Origin of the sequence: Streptococcus sp. HMSC061E03 (genome assembly GCF_001813505.1) — a bacterium.
Classification (GTDB): Bacteria; Bacillota; Bacilli; order Lactobacillales; family Streptococcaceae; genus Streptococcus.
The window spans coordinates 200,388-217,533 of the sequence record NZ_KV812784.1 but is presented as its reverse complement, the minus strand read 5'-3'; the positions used below and the strand labels follow the sequence as shown (position 1 = coordinate 217,533).

Here is a 17,146-nt window from a genome sequence, read left to right as displayed (position 1 = left end):
TTATAAACCAATGGTCAAAAAAGGTCAAATCTTAAGCACCTTTCGGACTTTTCTTATAATGAATGGTTTCTTATTTGGTACCGAATAAACGGTCACCTGCATCCCCAAGACCAGGAACAATGTAGCCATGTTCATTCAAATGATCATCGAGGGCTGCTGTAAAGATATCCACATCTGGGTGAGCTTCTTGAAGAGCTTTCACCCCTTCTGGCGCTGATACTAGGCAGACAAATTTGATATGGCTAGCGCCACGTTTTTTCAAGGAATCAATCGCTAGAATAGCGGATCCACCCGTAGCAAGCATCGGGTCTACTACAAAGATACGACGTTGATCAATATCTTCTGGCAATTTCACCAAGTATTCAACTGGTTTCAAGGTTTCTTCATCACGGTACATCCCGATATGGCCAACCTTAGCAGCTGGTACCAAACTCAAGAGACCATCAACCATCCCAATCCCTGCACGAAGAATGGGGACAATAGCCAATTTCTTCCCTGCGATTTGTTTTTGAACGGTTTTGGTAATAGGAGTTTCAATTTCAACATCCTCAAGAGGCAATTCACGCAACACTTCGTAGCCCATCAACATAGCAATCTCATCTACCAATTCACGAAAGGCCTTCGTAGAGGTATCTGTACGACGAAGAATAGATAATTTGTGTTGAATCAGTGGATGTGTAATAACTTCTAATTTTCCCATTTTGAGATCCTTCTTTCTAAGCTGTTATTATTCAAAAAAGAGCTATGATAAAAGTGGAGTCAAACTCTACTCTTTCTTTCAGTCCCTCTTTGATACTCACAGCACATGGAAATCTTCATTTCCAACTTTACATTCTTCTTATTATACCAAATTTTACAAAAAAAAGAGAGCCCTTACACTTAATTTTTTGAGTTCGGACTCACTCTTTCTATCAATCAATTACAACCATTCTTTGTACTTCTTAATATAGATACGTTTGACAACCGTCACACTAAGCATATAGAGGACGATAATAGCAAACAATAGAACAAAGTACAATCCATTTAGTTGGCTCAACTTCAAGATAGAAGCCAAAGGACTATATGGAAGGGAGGTTACAAAGAAGGCTGCTGCTAGAGTCGTCACCACGACTGAGAAGGCTGGACGACTTTGGATAAATGGAAGTTTTGGTGAACGCAACATATGAATAACCATGGTTTGAGACCACATAGATTCAATAAACCATCCAGTTTGGAACACCATGATAAAGGCTGCTGCATCTGCTGCTCCATGGTTGTAGCCATGACCTAAAATCATTGGGACAACAAGGAAATAAAGAAGCATGTAGGTAATAATATCAAATACTGATGAAATTGGACCAATCCAGGCCATAAAGCGCATGATAGAGTTTGCTTCCCAGATACGAGGTTTCTTGAGGAATTCCTTGTCGACATTGTCAAAAGGAAGGGCGATACAAGAAAGATCATAGATAAGATTGAGCACAATCAAATGAACGGGAGCCATTGGAAGAAAAGGCAAAAAGATACTGGCAAAGAGCAGAGAAAAGATGTTCCCGAAGTTAGAAGAGACCGTCATCTTGATATACTTGGTCATATTGGCATAGACCTTGCGACCTTCAACCAAACCTTTTTCAAGGACCATCAAGTCCTTATCCAGAAGGATGACATCTGCCGTTTCCTTGGCGATATCCACAGCGGTATCCACGGAGATCCCAACGTCTGAGACCTTCATGGATGGAGCATCGTTGATCCCATCTCCCATGTAACCCACCTTGTGGCCATTGTTCTTGAGGCAGAGGATGATCCGCGCTTTTTGATCGGGTGATAATTTGGCAAAGACCGTTGTTGTTTCCACAACTTGTGCTAACTCTTGGTCAGTCATCGTATCGATTTCGCTTCCCAAAAGAATCCGCTCGACATCTAGTCCTACTTTTTCACAGACAGCTTGGGTGACCTTTTCATTGTCCCCAGTTAAGATCTTGGTGGTTACCCCATATTCTGCAAGAGCTTTGATTGCTGGAGCTGCAGAAGGTTTTGGTGGATCAAGAAAGGCAAGGTAACCGGTTAGGATCATGTCTCGTTCATCTTCAACACTAAAGATGTCATTTTCGTCCAAGTCGGTTTTGTAGCTGACGCCCAAAACACGAAGACCTTGTTCATTTAACTGAGCAACTTCAGCGAGGACCTCTTGACGGACTTCATCTGTCAGGCGTTTAATCTCCCCCTTGTACTCAACATAATTCGATACAGAAAGCATTTCTTCCAAGGCACCCTTGGTCACCATGCTGACCACACCGTCTTCGTCTTTGACAATGACACTCATGCGACGACGTTCAAAATCAAAGGGCAATTCATCAATCTTATGGAAGGTTTGATCCAGATCGCGGACGATTTCATGTTTCTTGGCTTCTTTCTGGGTCCGATTGATAATCGCTCGGTCCATCAAATTTTTTAGCCCGGTTTGGAAATAGGAATTCAAGTAAGCCCGACGAAGAACTGATAGATCCAATTCGCCATGGATATCAAGCGGATACTCCAAAACGATTTCATCTTGAGTCAAGGTACCTGTCTTATCTGTACACAAAATATCAATAGCCCCAAGGTCTTGGATGGCATTGAGTTTTTTGATAACGACTTTTTCTTTTGCCATGATGATGGAGCCTTTAGCAAGACTCGCTGTAATAATCATCGGCAGCATTTCCGGAGTCAAACCAACCCCAACGCTGAGGGCAAAGACACCCGCTTCTAACCAGTCACCATCTGTGAGACCATTGATCACAAAGACAACGGGCACCATCACTAACATGAGCCGAATCAAGAGCCAAGAGATGGTATTCATTTCTCTCTCAAATGAGGTTGGTTCGTCATAGGTGTTGATGGTTTGCTCAATAGCACCCATCATGGTTTCATCCCCCACGACCAAGACCAAGGCTGTCGCCCGTCCGGAGATGACATTGGTTCCCATAAAGGCCAAGCTTTCACTCTCCAAGAGACTATCTAGATTCTGACTGTCGGCTTTTCTGAGACAAACCTTTTCAACAGCATCACTTTCCCCTGTGAGACCAGATTGTTGGACAAAGAAGTCACGGGAATCAATCAAGACCACATCTGCTGGGATCATGTCGCCAGCACTCAGTTTGATCACATCTCCTACGACGATTTCATTGATCGGAATTTCTTGTTCCGACCCATCACGCAGAACGGTCGCTGTATTGACTATCATACGTGATAGGTTGCTGGCAGCTTTATCACTCCGCAATTCTTGAATGAAGCGGATCCCACCTGAGATCAAGACCAAGATCACAATGATGATAGAGGTCGTTGGATCCTGTTCACCTGGTTTTGCTAGCCAGACATTAGTGATGAAGGAAACCAGCGCAATGACCAACAAAATCACCGTAAAAGGATTGATGATGGATTCGTAGATCTTTTTGATCATGGAATCTTCTTGACCTTTTGTGATGACATTTTCGCCATAAATATCGCGGTTTTCTTCTACTTGATCGTCAACTAAACCAAGGGCACTGGTTTTGTAGTCGGCAAAGGTGCTTTCAAGTGGTTCTTGAAGGGCAGCAATGAGTCTTTCTTTATTTGTTTGCATTGGTATCTCCTTTTTCAATCAGGAGCCAATCACTTTTGGAGTCCCTACGACACAAATCAGCGATTGGCTGGTTCGGTGCGGTTCGGGATGATCGTCGATTTGTATCATAGCTCTCTCCTTTCTCTTTTCTTGGTAAGGCATAAAAAAGAGTCCTACCCTCGATCGGTAGGACTCATGAAACTCGTCATTTATTTTTCAATCAAAACTCTCAAAAAACTGACCGTCCAAGCTTTAGCTCCACAAGGCAATGAAATGAGCTTAGTCTTGACCTTTGCGATCAGGACTGTTGACCAACGAGTAGTGTCTCCACTGCTTTGCGGTAGTCATCCGTATCCTTGTGGTAGCCTCACCTACCGTATTTCGAGTTTATTGTACTCCTTCACTTACAGAAAGTCAACACTTATTTGTGAAAAGTTTCCACCAAACGTTTGGTAATTTCTTCAATGAGGGTGAAGGGAGCTGCCACATTGAGGCGGGCATGCAAGTTTCCTTCTTTTCCAAAATCTGTTCCACGGTTCAAAATCAATTTGGCTTGGTCATGGATTTTAGCATGCAGCTCATCATCGCTATAAGGATAGGCTGAAAAGTCCAACCAAAGAAGATAGGTTCCTTGGGGCTTCATGACACGGATTTTAGTGTTTTCATGCAATTCATCTACGACATAGTCAATGTGTTTTTCAAAGACTTGCTTGAGCTCTGTCAACCAAGGCTTGCCATGACGATAAGCCGCTTCTGTAGCAATATACCCTAAGCCTGAGATTTCATGTTGATTATTAGCCAATTGCCGTTGTTTAAAAGCTGTACGAAGTTTTGGATTTTCAATGACCACATAGGAATTTTTTGTTCCTGCAATATTGAAAGTCTTGGTAGCACTAGTTAAGATCAAACTGAAATCTTTAAAGCTTGGATCAACCGTGTTAAAACTGGTATGACGGTGGCCAAACAAGGCCAAATCTTGGTGGATCTCATCTGAAACGAGAAGGACACCATGTTTTTGACAAAGGTGGCCGATTTTTTCCAAGACTTCACAATCCCATACACGGCCTCCAGGATTGTGCGGATTACACAAAACATAGAGTTTAACCTCTTGCTCCACAATATCTTTTTCCAGCTGATCAAAATCAATTTGGAAAAGACCATCCTTTTCAACTAATGAATTTTCGATCAATTTTCGACGATTGAGTTTGACACTTCGGGCAAATGGAGGATAGACCGGTGTATTGATTAAGACAGCATCCCCTTCCTTGGTGAAGGCTTGAATAGCTGTTGAAATAGCTGGAACAACGCCTTCGATAAAGACGACAGCTTCCTTGTCAAAGGAATAGCCATGCTCTTCTTTTTCCCAATCAAGGATAGACTGGTAGAGGCTATCCGATGCATAGGTGTAGCCATAGACCATTTGGTCTGCATAGCCGATAACAGCTTCTCGTACTTCTGGAATGACATTAAAATCCATGTCCGCGATCCAAGCTGGAATGATTTCTGGATCGGTCTCTGTTTCTTTCCATTTGTAGGTATGGTGGGTCAAGCGATTCGGTAAAGTCGTGAAATCATATTTGGTCATCTTAAGCCTCCAATGCTTGTTTCAAATCTTCAATCAAATCATCCGCATCTTCGATTCCGATGGACAACCGAAGAAGATCATCTGTCAAACCGTATGAATGACGAACTTCTGCAGGAATGTCCGCGTGAGTTTGGGTGGTAGGATAAGTGATCAAACTTTCAACTCCGCCAAGGCTTTCTGCAAAGGTAAAGACTTGAAGGGAATTCAACAAGTTAGGAATTTTTTTCTCATCTTGAATTTTAAAGGAGACCATTCCACCTTTTCCAGTGTAGAGGACTTCTTTGACCTGAGGGGAGGTTTTCAAAAACTCGACCACCTTGCGAGCATTCTCTGTGGAGCGCTCCATCCGGATAGAGAGCGTTTTGAGACCACGGATCAGCAGATAGCTGTCAAATGGGGAAAGAACAGCACCTGTCGTGTTCAAATTGTAAAAGAGTTTGTCATACAAGTCTGCATCATTTGTCACGACAACACCAGCCAAGACATCGTTGTGACCAGCCAGGTACTTGGTTGCTGAATGAAGAACAATATCCGCTCCCTCTTCAATCGGGCGTTGATAGATCGGGCTATAGAAGGTATTGTCCACCACGACTTTGGCACCTTTTGCATGGGCCAATTTGGCTAAATGAGCAATATCAAATTCCAACATCAATGGATTAGTTGGTGTTTCAATATAGAGGACATCTACTTGATCCTTTTCTAGGTGTTGAAGCAGTTCTTCTTCTGTATTGGCATAGGTGAAAGAGAAGCGGCCTTCTTGCTCTTGTTGGTTAAACCAGCGGAAAGAACCGCCATAAAGGTCACGAACGGCTAAGACTTTTGAACCAACTGGGAAAATGCTAAAAGCAAGCACGATGGCTGACATTCCAGAGCTTGTCGCCAAAGCATAGTCTGCACTTTCGATAGCTGCCAAAGTCTTCTCAGCTGTTGCGCGTGTTGGATTTTTCGTACGGGTATAGTCAAAACCTGTAGACTGACCAAATTCTGGGTGTTGGTAAGTCGTAGAGAAATGCAAAGGAGTTGTCAAAGCTCCCGTTACTTTATCCGACTTGATTCCTGCCTGTGCCAAGATCGTATTGATATTGCGTTTTTTACTCATATTGCCCTCCGATAAACATTCAATCTAACTGCTTACTATTTTATCACTATTATGAGGAGAGCGGTTTTCCCATTTTCAAGACCTAGCTATAGTTTCAAACTATAAAAAAAGAGAGTGGGACAGAAATCGGTCATTCGTTAGAATTCGATTTCGTCGTTCCACCTCCGCACAGTTGAGTAGGCCTGTATAAGCTGATGAAATCAGCGTATTAGAGCCCACTCAACCACTGCGTCTTGCTCGACAATCCAAAAACAAGAAGAGGCTAGGACTTTTGTCCCAACCTCTAATTTATTTAATCCGAAATTTTTGTCTGAGACGTGTAGCTTGACCTCCGATAAAGCGGTCAAAATACCGTAGCCATAATCCTAAGGCTCCATATATAGCAACTCCTAATCCGCCAATGACGACGATATAAATCATGCTCGATACACGGCCATTTGGTGGGAAAATCCAGCCCAAAATCAAACCAGCGATCAAGACTCCAAGTAGCATCACCACAGTCAGGATAGAACCAAGCAAGGTCCGCTTAAAGACGATGGTGCGATTAAACTGAGTAATGGTTTGGATCTCTCGATACATGAGGACGATTGGCACCATTAAGGCAATGGTCGTTGACAGAAGCGGCCCATAAGAACGAAAGACCAAAATAAATGGAATCTGTAGGACCAATTTCACCACTACCCCATAAAGGAAGTAGCGAATGGCCTTGCGATTTTGAAAGAGGGCTTGAATCATTGGCGATAAGACCGTGTAAAGACCGAGAATTACGGTCTGCAACATCGCTACGATGAAAAGTCCTAAGGCCAAGCCATCTGGTTGCCCGTAGAAAACCGTATAAAGTGGTTTTGCGACTGCTACTGCACCAAAGGTGGCTGGAAGCAAGAAAGCTAGCAACATGGTCAAGTTATCCTGTACGAGCTTCCCAGCTGCTTTTAGGTCCCCCTTGACATAATTCTCTGTCAACAGAGGAATCCCAACTCCCCCAATCGAAGTCGCTACTGCAATCAAGATCATGGTGATTTTGTTTGGATTAGCAGAGAAATAACTAAACATGACCAATAGCTGCTTTTGACTATAATCTGTGAACCAAGACATGACATTGATAAAGGTCATCTGGTCAACAATTTGGAAGAGCTGAATCGCGGAACCTGTGATGATAAAAGGAATGGCCTCCCGAATCGTATCGATCAAGAGAGCCCGAGTGTCAATCCCTTCACTTCCCTCTTGCTTTCTAAAAATAGAAGAGAGCAAGCCTGTCTTTGCAAGGTAATAAAAGAGCACCAGAAGGCTCGCTCCCATACCAATAAAGGCCGCAAAGGTCGACTGCGTCACAGCCTGCACGTAATCACCTGAGCCAATCTTCATAATGAAGAAGGTCGTGAGCAACATCCAGATGACCCGAATGACTTGTTCTGCAATCTGGCTTATAGCGTAAGGCTTCATGTTGTTAAAACCTTGGAAAAATCCCCGAATGACACTCATGGAAGGAAAGATCAAGACAGCCCAAGAAAGGCTCTGCATGATCGGAATCAACTCTTTTCCCCCACCTGAAAGACTCGCAAAGACAGGAGACAACAGATACATGAGAATGGCAAATCCAAGGCCTAGAATTCCCATAAATTTCAAGAAGCCCCGAATCAAAGCAAAGCTATGATCCGCTTGCTCCCGGGTATTGTATTTGGCTACTTGCTTAGCAACAGCTACGGGTACTCCGGCTGTCGAAATCAAGAGAAACCAAGCATAGATATTGTAGCCCATTGTAAAAAGACCATTGGCTTGTGGCCCATATTTTCCCATCCAAATATACCAAGGAATAATATAAGCGGCTCCTAGCAAACGGCTGATAAAGTTGCTGGCTGTCATCCAGGCAGTCCCGCGTAGCATCTGGGCTTGCTGGTCATTTTGTTCGTGACTCATAAACGTCCTCTTTCGTTTCTTCTTCTCTTCATTATAAACTTTTCCATGTTACTTGTAAAATTCAGACTTTCGGTTTACAATAGTTTTATGATTACAATTGAACAAACCCTCAACATTTTAAAACAAGACCAAAATTTCCGAGAAGTTCTAGTAAATGGTGAATACTACTACCATCTAGAAGGAACAAGTTTTGACGCTATTAGCTATGATAGCCGTAAGGTTTCTGCTAGTACCCTCTTTTTTGTTAAAGGGGCCAACTTCAAAAAAGAATACCTGGAACAGGCTATTTCTAATGGACTCGGCTTTTATGTCTCTGAAAAAGATTATGAAGTTGGTATTCCTGCCATCCTCGTCAATGATATCAAACAGGCCATGAGCTTAATCGCCATGGAGTTTTATGGACACCCTGAGAAACAATTAAAACTATTGGCCTTCACAGGGACTAAGGGAAAGACAACCGCGGCCTATTTTGCTTACCATATTTTGGAACAAAGTCACCGACCAGCTATGCTGTCGACCATGAATACAACACTGGATGGTAAAAACTTCTTTAAATCGACCCTGACAACTCCAGAGAGCTTGGATCTTTTTGCCATGATGGCTGAGGCAGTAGCCAATGATCGGACCCACCTCATTATGGAAGTTTCCAGTCAAGCTTATCTAGTGAAACGGGTTTACGGTCTGACCTTTGACGTTGGTGTTTTTCTCAACATCAGTCCAGACCATATTGGCCCAATTGAACACCCAACTTTTGAGGATTATTTCTACCACAAACGTCTCCTCATGAAGAATAGCCAAGCCGTTGTCATCAATAGCGATATGGATCATTTCCAAGTTTTAGAGGATCAAGTCGCAAGCCAAGACCACGATTTTTATGGAAGCCAGTCTGAGAATCAAATTGAAAACTCTAAGGCCTTTAGCTTCTCAGCCACTGGTAAATTAGCTGGAAACTATGAAATCCAACTGATTGGACATTTCAACCAAGAAAATGCTGTGGCTGCAGGTCTTGCCTGCCTTCGCCTAGGTGCGAGCCTCGAGGATATCCAAAAAGGGATTGCTAAGACGCGTGTTCCTGGCCGAATGGAAGTCTTGACTCAGAAAAACGGCGCTAAGGTTTTCATCGACTACGCTCATAATGGAGATAGCTTGAAAAAACTGCTCTCAGTTGTTGAAACCCATCAAACGGGGACCATTTCACTGGTCCTTGGATCAACTGGGAATAAAGGAGAGAGCCGTCGCAAAGACTTTGGTTTGCTCTTAGAGGAGCATCCTGAGATCCAAGTCTTCCTCACAGCGGATGATCCCAACTATGAAGATCCTTTGGCAATCGCTGAAGAGATTAGTAGCTTCATCACGCGCCCTGTCGAGAAAATCGCAGATCGCAAAGAAGCCATTCAACTGGCCATGGCAACAACCAGCAAGCCTGAAGATGCCGTCATTATCGCCGGAAAAGGAGCGGACTACTACCAAATCGTCAATGGCGTAAAAGAAGAGTATCCAGGTGACGCCGCCATCGCTGAACGTTATCTATGATCAAATGAAAAAAGGCTAGGAAAATTCCTAGCCTTTATTTTTTTATAAAAATGAATCGTTCTTTATCAAATTCGACAGCTAACTCATACTTTCCATCTTCATTTTGAATGATGTAGCCCAATAAAACTAAACTGTCGACAAAGATGTCCTTGCGCTTTTGCTGGACTACTTCTTTTTTGAGAAATTTGAGCAAAAAGCTAGTCATATACTTGAGAGCATACTCAGGATTGACATCGCCCAAAATAGCATAGAGCTTTTCTTGCTCCTCTGTCAATGGATATTGGTGGGCAACCTTGTAGAAGTAATTGGAAAGGGTCTGTGCATTTCGTTCAAAGTCCGTCTCCTCTATGAGAATCGCTTCATTGGTAGTATTGCGGAGTTCCGTTTGGAAGACCTTGGCTTTTAATTCTTGATAAACTGCACTGTCCTCTCGGACAAAGACCTCCTGATCCAGGTCCACTCGATCAGCTGACTCCAAGAAGGGCAGGTTGAGGGTGTAGCGTTTATTTTCTCGAAGGATGAAGCCCGCTTTGATATATTCCTCCATCAGCTTATCCACTGGTTGATCTGGAAATTGGGCCTTGATTTGCCGCAGGATCACATCGTCGTGCTGATCCAAAAAGTTGATCAAGTCCTTGAAAAATGGCTGACGTGTCAAACGTGTGGGATTAATGATTGTAATCATGAATAGGTCTCGTTTACTGTTTTATCGGTTCGTTCTTATTGTAACATAAAAATTAGTTTAAGCGAAATCAATACCAAAGGACAAAATCTTCAATTTATGGATAGGCAGGCAAGAGGGGAAAATAAGGCAATAAAAGAACTTAGTCTTTTCAATCCAAGTTTACTGTAGAAGCCCCATAAGTTATTCCAACTCATTTCATTTCTATTATTTTAAAAGAAATAAAATCAGTCAGTAGTTGCCTAATGCGTTCTGGACATTCTTCATTGTCCCTACTGTAGATACTCACTAAGCCATGTAAAAAAATAAAGATTCCACTACGAATATTTAGCGCTTCTGCATCAGATAAGTCTTTCGGTAAAAAGACATCAATAGCTTCTTCCAATAAACGATAACTTTTCATTCTCAATTGCATCAACGGTTGCGAACAATCGCCTGAATCTTCATGCTCTCCACGGTAAAAAATCAATAATTCATAAAAATTACGTTCTCTAAACCCAAAATCCACGTATGTTTGACAGATTTGAAGCAGACGTTCCTTATCATTCTGCTTGGAATGACTGATTTCTAAGCAAGTATGATAGAGGTGAGTTAACGGTTTTTCCGCTACTGCATATAATATATCCTCTTTCTTTTTAAAATACTGATAAATAGCTGTATGTGAACATCCTGCAGCTTGAGCAATCTGCCTAATTCCCACCTTCTGGTAAGGTTCTTTTCGGAAAATTTCCTCTGCTACTCTGATAATTCTGGACCTTGTATCCTTTGCCATTACAAACTCCCTTTAAACCCATCCGATGCCTCAAAATCTCGTACTGCATCTTTTACCTCACTACCATGACAAACACTAACAAGTGCCTGTGAATAATCCTTGAGAATTCTTTCACCACTAGCTAAAGCTTGTCTCATATCTGCTGTATATCCTTTCATTGGTGGACGCAACTTTCCACCTCTCGTAGCTGTGAAAAGATCTCCAGCGATTAAAACTTGATCCTCTTCATGGTAATAAACAACATGACCAGGTGAATGACCAGGAGAAAATAGTGGTTTTAATCCTGCCCTACTTAACAAGTCTTGACCTTCTTGACTTTCAACAGTTATAAAAGTAGCCGGGTCAAAAATGACTTTTTCTTTCTCTTTTCTATTTGGAAAAGGCTCTTTGCCTGAAATATAGGGGAATTCCTTCTCACTGATTAAAGTCGGGATGTTACCAAAGTACTGTCTAAGATAGGGCAAACCTTTGATATGATCTGGATGTCCATGGGTCAGAAAAATTGCTTCAATTTTTTGTGGGAGTAAAAACTGGGCAGCGTACTTCTCCATTCCTCGCATTCCCGTATCAATCACATAAAAGCGACTAGATGATTCAACTAGCCATATGCTGACAACAAAAACACCCAATTCGAACTCAAACTTTCTTATATGTGGACTGATTTGTTTTGTACGTGTTAATAAACGATACAAGAAAGACATATTTACTTCCTCCTTTGATTTCCATCAAAAACTAACCAGTGGTTAGTTTTTTTGTGAAGTATATCATATTTTATCTGTCTAAACAAGAAACATCCAGAGGATATTAGAAAAAAATACAACTTTTACAAGTTGTATTCGAAGGTAGAACATATTTTTAAAATATTATTTTTCTTTAGTTTGATGTAACTCTTATAAACTGTATCAAAGATTCAGATTGTTGTTTCATGAATCCAAATCATCCAAATACCTTTCTTTAAACTGTAGCTGTGGTGATTGGGCTAACTGACTCGGGTTGGTCCCGGGCTGATCTAGAGGAACGGCTAGACCGAGCCCTCTGTAGTAATCTTCCCAAAACGGACTAATCTCCTGTTCCTCATCTCCAAACTTCATGGGAATGGTTTCAAAAATAGGGAGTAGTTCTGCGATGAACTGGGAACAGTAATAACCATCTCCATCCGGATAAAAGGAAGCATTGTAGGGAGTCCCTAAAAGGTTTTCTGCCCGCTTCTTGACTTCTTTGAGATCGATTTTCGGGTAGCGATAAAGGTCATATGCTTTCTCAGCTTCAAAGAAATCTTCAGGGGATTGGGCAAGGACACCGCCTTCCACCGTTGCATGATAAATGGAATCGTCCAAAAAGATGGCCACATGGCTATAGTTGCCAGTTGATGTCTGGATGGCTTGCCCCATTTCTGTATTTTCACTGACAAAAATCAAATCGCCCGTCTCTAACATGATCTTCTCCTAGCAAAAAAGGAGCCGAAACTCCTTTTTAATAATGGGTTTTCCCACCTATCATTAAGCATTAAAGCTTTCTGTCAATTGAGGCACCACTTGTTTCTTACGTGAAACGGCACCTGGAAGGAAAGCGTGGTTGTTTTCAAGTTTGAAGTTGAAAGCAGCTTCTACCTTGTCCATATTGGCACCAAGGGCCAAAATTTCTGAGTTTGAGTTGACGATATCTGTAATCATCAAAACAAAGTCAGAGTAGCCGTTAGCTGCATTGGCAGCTTGGATAGCTGCTTCGATTTCAGCTTGGCGTTCCAAAACTTCCGCAATATCAACTGTATTCACTTGAGCCACACGAACGTTGTTTCCGTTCAATTCAAAAGTCTTAGCATCGATATCGATCAATTCTTCTGCTGATTTGCTTGCCAAGTTAGTACCAGCCTTGAGCATGGCAAGACCGTATTCTTCCAAGTTGACACCAGCCAATTCAGCCAATTCAGGCGCAATGACTTTATCAGATGGGTGGGTAGTTGGAGATTTCAAAAGAAGGGTATCTGAAATCAAACCTGAAAGCATCAAACCTGCCAATTCTTTTGGCACTGCTACACCGTGTTCTTTGAACATGCGGTAAACGATAGAAGATGCTGATCCAACTGGTTCCAAACGCATGTAAAGTGGGCTAGCAGTTTCAAAGTTAGCCACACGGTGGTGATCCACTACACCATAAACTTCTACTTCAGCAATATCTGAAACAGATTGTTGGAATTCATTGTGGTCCGTCAAGATGACTTGTTCTGCACCTTCTGCTTTAGCTGATGTGATGACGCGTGGTGCTTCCACACCAAAATAGTCCAATACGAAAGCTGTTTCTTCATTTGGAGTTCCAAGAGCCACTGCTTCTGTATCCAAACCATATGCTTCTTTTGCAAGATAAGCAAAAGCTACAGATGAGCCGATAGCATCTGAGTCAGGATTTTGGTGACCAAAAACGAGAATTTTTGACATATTTCTACCTCTTTATTTCATTTATAGATTCACTCTATTTTAACACGTTTTTCCGTTTAAAGAAAGGGAAGAACAATGCATTCACTAGAAAAAACAGTTGGGATTGCCAACTGTTTTTCTTCTTTATCCTTTGACCCGTTTCAGGTAATCTTGGTAACTTTCTGTTTCCATCAAATCTTTTGCATTTTGGACCCGTTCTTTTGTCGGTGGTTTCACACCCTCCAATTTGTACGGAATTCCCAATTCACGCCATTTGAATTCCCCCATAGTATGGTAAGGAAGGATCTCAAATTTATCGACATTTTTAAGGGTTTTAACAAATTTTCCAAGTTCGATCAAGTCGTCATCTCGGTCTGTCAAACCTGGCACCAAGACGTGGCGAATCCAAACGGGCTTGCCAATATCAGACAAATACTTGGCACAAGCTAGAATCGTTTTATTGGTATGGCTGGTCACAATTTTGTGTCGTTCATCATTGATTTCCTTGATATCAAGAAGCACCAAGTCTGTCACTGCCATCAAGCGGTCAAATTTTTCCAAATAACGAGGCGTATTCCGGAAAGGAAGAGCACAGGTATCCAAAGTACAATGAATGCCCAACTCTTGAGCCTTGGTAAAAAGTGCAATCAAAAAGTCAATCTGCAAGAGGGCTTCTCCACCACTGACAGTGATTCCCCCTTTTTCGCCCCAAAATCCACGATAACGGAGGGCTTCTTCTAAGACATCATCCACCGTCCGCTCACGGGACTTGTTGGTTTCCATTGCCCAAGTATCTGGATTGTGGCAGTATTGACACCGCATTTGACAGCCTTGAAGGAAGACAATAAAGCGGATCCCAGGCCCGTCTACTGCACCAAAACTTTCTGTTGAGTGTACCATTCCTGTTACTTTTCCATAGTCAACTGTTTCATTTTCCATTGAGGAACCTCTTCTCTTGAAAACGTTTTATGATTTTATTATAACACGATTCCATCTATTTTAAAGAGTTTAAGCTTCTTTTTGAAAAGAAACTGTTCTTTTCAGTAGTTTTCATTGTCCTAGTACAGTTTCCAATATGGGACTATCTGTCCTGTATTTTAGGAGAAAAAAAGAGCCAGCGACTCCTTTTTTAGATCTTTCTTTTGAAAACGTTAGTAAGTCTTTTTCTTCTTATACCAGACAAGACTCATCGTAGCTATTGCCACTCCAAAAAGAGCTAGATAGCTTGTTTCTTGTCCAGTAGATGGGAGGATTTTCCGTTTTCCTGGTGTCTTCGTTTCTGTTGCTGCCTCTTCCTTGTCGTCTTGCTTCTCATCTTCGTTCTTGCCCTTCTCTTTGCTTTCAGATGGTGAACTCTTTTGTTCATTGGCTTGAGCCTGATGAGGGACTAGTTGAGATCCTGTATTCGATGAGGAAGGGATGGTTTGATCCGTTGGTTGTCCTGTATTCCCTTGTTGATCATCCGTCGGCGTTCCTGGAGTTTGTGCTCCACTAAAGTCGATTTGGACCAAGACAGGATCATGGTCTGATGCACGACCATGTTCCTTCATAAAGGAAGCATTGATATGGACGGGTTCAAACCTTGCTTTGGCTGCCATGTTGTTTGAGATAAAAATGTTATCCAAAACTTGATTGCTTCCACGGTAGAAATAAGAATAGCGATCGCCTACATCATGTTGAGCCATTAAGTTGGTTAGTTCACTACCCGCAAGGATCTGTGCCGTGGTTGAGAAATCGTAGTCATTAAAATCACCCGTCAAAACAAAAGTGGTCTTAGGATTTTGCTTCAAGCCTTCTTGAACGAATTGATGGATGACACTGGCTTGTGCTTCACGAGTTGGCAAGGTATGTTCCACTGCTGGTTGACTTGCACCATAAATAGCATCATCTCCGATTTTTGATTTCAAGTGATTGGCAATCACCACAACTGGTTGACCTTTGAATTCAAATTCAACAGCTAAGGACTTGCGAGTATGATCAAACGATGGGTCATTAGGGGCAATCCGAGCTGGATTTTTAACCAGGTGTCCCTTGTCAAATTGCGCTGCCTCGTTGCTAGTTGCTGCCTCTTTTTTGGCTAAGGTTACGCGTTCTGGATTGTAGAGGATTCCCAAACGAATATTGGAACCAGGCTTTCCTCCGTCAGCGCCATCTACTGGAGCAACCTCCGTATACTCATAGCTCTTGCCACCCAATTCCTTGATCCGATTGGCTAGTTTGAGTCCACTTTCAACACCACTGGTCGTTCCGTCATCCACACTACCATTATTGTCCTGCACTTCGATCAAAGTAATGATGTCTGGATTGTGAATTTCATGGATAAAGGAATTGGCAATCAGCGTCACCTTATCCTCTGGGGTTTCATTTTTGGCATTGTTGGCCGAGAAATTTTCAATATTGTAGGAAGCGATGGTCAGCTTGTCCTCACTTGGTTGGGTTTGAGCTGCTTGACGCTGCAAACCACCATCTTGGACTGTCAACTGTTGAGTAGGTTCTAACTTATAAAAGCTATTCCGATACGTTACCACTCCTGTTACGTCTTCTGTAAAGTAATCCTTGGCTTTTGCGACAAATTGATTCCCAACATAAATCGGGATCGTCGCTGTATTTTGCGCATGTGGCCGTAGATTCAGACCCCCAATATTGTTTAAAGGAAGGCCTGTAAAATCTTCTCCCAATACATAGATATCTCCTTTGTACTGGGGACCAAGGACATGCGGTTTCTTCACCACCGTGAGCATTCCTTCCAAGCTTTCCCAATAATCGAGAGCATCAGTTTCTGGAGCATAAGCAGTCGGATTAGGCTTCACATCTGCTGGCATGCCCTCAGTGATATTCACAGCTTCTGGAAGAGGGGCTGTCCCATCTTTTGTGATCCAAGCATCGACCAGCATGGTCACCGTTAAACTATTCGTTGGTTCCTTAAAGGTTTTCCCAGCTCCCAAGGTAACCTCTTCCATATAGCCTTCCTTGACGGTACCAGTGATTTTAACCTTGTCACCGACCTTGACCTTGTATTTAGAAACTACATAAATCCCATCTGAAGTACGGCTATTCCCATCCGATTCAATATCTTGGGCATAAAAACCATAGCGGTCTGTCTTGGTCACCACTACATTTTTGATGGCTACCTTTTGGCCTTCCAGTGGAGAGCGTTGCGCTTCCCCTTGAATGTCCCCGATCTTAACCGTTTTCTCCTCAGTAGCGTCTGAGGAACTGCTAGATGTCTCTTCTTTATCACTCGAAGCTCTCGTCGTAGCGTCTGTAGTTGTTGTTGTAGCGAAAGTCGAATGATTTGTCGAGCTTTCCTCGCTGCTAGTATTCGTCACAAGCGCTGGCTCTGAAGTCGAAGCTGTGGTCTCGTCTGCAACTACCGTGAGGGCACTGCTAAAGACCCCCAACTGACTAGCCAATAAGGTGGCTACTCCCAGTAGGCGAATCTTTTTACCGTTTTTTCTCATGCGTTTCTCCATCCCTAAAAAGTTTTCCTCTTTTATTATAAGGGAATGACTTTGCATTTTCAAGCGCTTTCAAAAATATTTTTCAAAAAGAAAAACACTTCGACCCAAAAAGATCGAAGTGTCA

General features: G+C 42.4%; 13 protein-coding genes and 1 riboswitch. Of the genes, 1 reads left to right on the top strand and 12 read right to left on the bottom strand.

Annotated elements, in window-relative coordinates; translation table 11 throughout:
* Window positions 1-70: 70 nt before the first annotated feature.
* The 5 genes from upp to HMPREF2917_RS01265 form a co-directional block, all read right to left on the bottom strand.
* Window positions 71-700 carry a uracil phosphoribosyltransferase gene (gene upp, locus HMPREF2917_RS01285; RefSeq protein WP_003005574.1) on the bottom strand — a complete coding sequence of 210 codons (630 nt, stop codon included), beginning with the start codon at window positions 698-700 and terminating at the stop codon, window positions 71-73.
* Between the two features lie 219 nt (window positions 701-919).
* On the bottom strand, window positions 920-3,580 hold the full coding sequence (mgtA, locus tag HMPREF2917_RS01280) for a magnesium-translocating P-type ATPase (RefSeq protein WP_070588766.1): 2,661 nt from the start codon (window positions 3,578-3,580) through the stop codon (window positions 920-922).
* A gap of 207 nt (window positions 3,581-3,787) precedes the next feature.
* A riboswitch (M-box (ykoK) riboswitch) is annotated at window positions 3,788-3,945 on the bottom strand.
* Window positions 3,946-3,980: 35 nt separating this feature from the next.
* Window positions 3,981-5,144 carry a MalY/PatB family protein gene (locus HMPREF2917_RS01275; protein WP_070588765.1) on the bottom strand — a complete coding sequence of 388 codons (1,164 nt, stop codon included), beginning with the start codon at window positions 5,142-5,144 and terminating at the stop codon, window positions 3,981-3,983.
* Window position 5,145: 1 nt separating this feature from the next.
* Window positions 5,146-6,243: a cystathionine gamma-synthase gene (locus HMPREF2917_RS01270; RefSeq protein ID WP_070588764.1), complete on the bottom strand. Its 1,098-nt coding sequence runs from the start codon at window positions 6,241-6,243 to the stop codon at window positions 5,146-5,148.
* 288 nt (window positions 6,244-6,531) lie between these two features.
* Window positions 6,532-8,160, bottom strand: a complete 1,629-nt coding sequence (locus tag HMPREF2917_RS01265) for a putative polysaccharide biosynthesis protein (protein ID WP_070588763.1) — start codon at window positions 8,158-8,160, stop codon at window positions 6,532-6,534.
* 87 nt (window positions 8,161-8,247) lie between these two features.
* On the opposite strand from HMPREF2917_RS01265, the gene HMPREF2917_RS01260 reads away from it, so the two are divergent.
* The gene (locus tag HMPREF2917_RS01260) at window positions 8,248-9,693 is read left to right on the top strand and encodes a UDP-N-acetylmuramoyl-L-alanyl-D-glutamate--L-lysine ligase (RefSeq protein WP_070588762.1); all 1,446 of its coding nucleotides are present in this window, start codon (window positions 8,248-8,250) and stop codon (window positions 9,691-9,693) included.
* A 34-nt stretch (window positions 9,694-9,727) separates the two neighbouring features.
* Here HMPREF2917_RS01260 and HMPREF2917_RS01255 read toward each other — a convergent pair whose 3' ends face one another.
* The 7 genes from HMPREF2917_RS01255 to HMPREF2917_RS01225 form a co-directional block, all read right to left on the bottom strand.
* Window positions 9,728-10,378 carry a DUF1803 domain-containing protein gene (locus HMPREF2917_RS01255; protein WP_070588761.1) on the bottom strand — a complete coding sequence of 217 codons (651 nt, stop codon included), beginning with the start codon at window positions 10,376-10,378 and terminating at the stop codon, window positions 9,728-9,730.
* Between the two features lie 190 nt (window positions 10,379-10,568).
* Window positions 10,569-11,147, bottom strand: a complete 579-nt coding sequence (locus tag HMPREF2917_RS01250) for a TetR/AcrR family transcriptional regulator (RefSeq protein WP_070588760.1) — start codon at window positions 11,145-11,147, stop codon at window positions 10,569-10,571.
* The gene (locus HMPREF2917_RS01245; RefSeq protein ID WP_070588759.1) at window positions 11,147-11,848 is read right to left on the bottom strand and encodes an MBL fold metallo-hydrolase; all 702 of its coding nucleotides are present in this window, start codon (window positions 11,846-11,848) and stop codon (window positions 11,147-11,149) included. Before HMPREF2917_RS01245 ends, HMPREF2917_RS01250 begins: the two co-directional genes overlap by 1 nt.
* 222 nt (window positions 11,849-12,070) lie before the next feature.
* Entirely contained in the window at window positions 12,071-12,583 is a 513-nt protein-coding gene (locus HMPREF2917_RS01240) for a YiiX/YebB-like N1pC/P60 family cysteine hydrolase (RefSeq protein ID WP_070588758.1), read from the bottom strand.
* A gap of 63 nt (window positions 12,584-12,646) precedes the next feature.
* On the bottom strand, window positions 12,647-13,582 hold the full coding sequence (locus HMPREF2917_RS01235; protein ID WP_003005572.1) for a manganese-dependent inorganic pyrophosphatase: 936 nt from the start codon (window positions 13,580-13,582) through the stop codon (window positions 12,647-12,649).
* Window positions 13,583-13,705: 123 nt separating this feature from the next.
* Window positions 13,706-14,500, bottom strand: coding sequence for a pyruvate formate-lyase-activating protein (pflA, locus tag HMPREF2917_RS01230; protein ID WP_003005017.1), 795 nt, complete (start codon window positions 14,498-14,500; stop codon window positions 13,706-13,708).
* 212 nt (window positions 14,501-14,712) lie between these two features.
* On the bottom strand, window positions 14,713-17,022 hold the full coding sequence (locus HMPREF2917_RS01225) for an endonuclease/exonuclease/phosphatase family protein (protein WP_070588757.1): 2,310 nt from the start codon (window positions 17,020-17,022) through the stop codon (window positions 14,713-14,715).
* Window positions 17,023-17,146: the final 124 nt, after the last annotated feature.

What these genes read in the sequence shown, in the direction of transcription:
- upp (WP_003005574.1), bottom strand. Translation starts at nt 700, where the DNA reads ATGGGAAAATTAGAAGTTATTACACATCCACTGATTCAACACAAATTA.
- mgtA (WP_070588766.1), bottom strand. Translation starts at nt 3,580, where the DNA reads ATGCAAACAAATAAAGAAAGACTCATTGCTGCCCTTCAAGAACCACTT.
- HMPREF2917_RS01275 (WP_070588765.1), bottom strand. Translation starts at nt 5,144, where the DNA reads ATGACCAAATATGATTTCACGACTTTACCGAATCGCTTGACCCACCAT.
- HMPREF2917_RS01270 (WP_070588764.1), bottom strand. Translation starts at nt 6,243, where the DNA reads ATGAGTAAAAAACGCAATATCAATACGATCTTGGCACAGGCAGGAATC.
- HMPREF2917_RS01265 (WP_070588763.1), bottom strand. Translation starts at nt 8,160, where the DNA reads ATGAGTCACGAACAAAATGACCAGCAAGCCCAGATGCTACGCGGGACT.
- HMPREF2917_RS01260 (WP_070588762.1), top strand. Translation starts at nt 8,248, where the DNA reads ATGATTACAATTGAACAAACCCTCAACATTTTAAAACAAGACCAAAAT.
- HMPREF2917_RS01255 (WP_070588761.1), bottom strand. Translation starts at nt 10,378, where the DNA reads ATGATTACAATCATTAATCCCACACGTTTGACACGTCAGCCATTTTTC.
- HMPREF2917_RS01250 (WP_070588760.1), bottom strand. Translation starts at nt 11,147, where the DNA reads ATGGCAAAGGATACAAGGTCCAGAATTATCAGAGTAGCAGAGGAAATT.
- HMPREF2917_RS01245 (WP_070588759.1), bottom strand. Translation starts at nt 11,848, where the DNA reads ATGTCTTTCTTGTATCGTTTATTAACACGTACAAAACAAATCAGTCCA.
- HMPREF2917_RS01240 (WP_070588758.1), bottom strand. Translation starts at nt 12,583, where the DNA reads ATGTTAGAGACGGGCGATTTGATTTTTGTCAGTGAAAATACAGAAATG.
- HMPREF2917_RS01235 (WP_003005572.1), bottom strand. Translation starts at nt 13,582, where the DNA reads ATGTCAAAAATTCTCGTTTTTGGTCACCAAAATCCTGACTCAGATGCT.
- pflA (WP_003005017.1), bottom strand. Translation starts at nt 14,500, where the DNA reads ATGGAAAATGAAACAGTTGACTATGGAAAAGTAACAGGAATGGTACAC.
- HMPREF2917_RS01225 (WP_070588757.1), bottom strand. Translation starts at nt 17,022, where the DNA reads ATGAGAAAAAACGGTAAAAAGATTCGCCTACTGGGAGTAGCCACCTTA.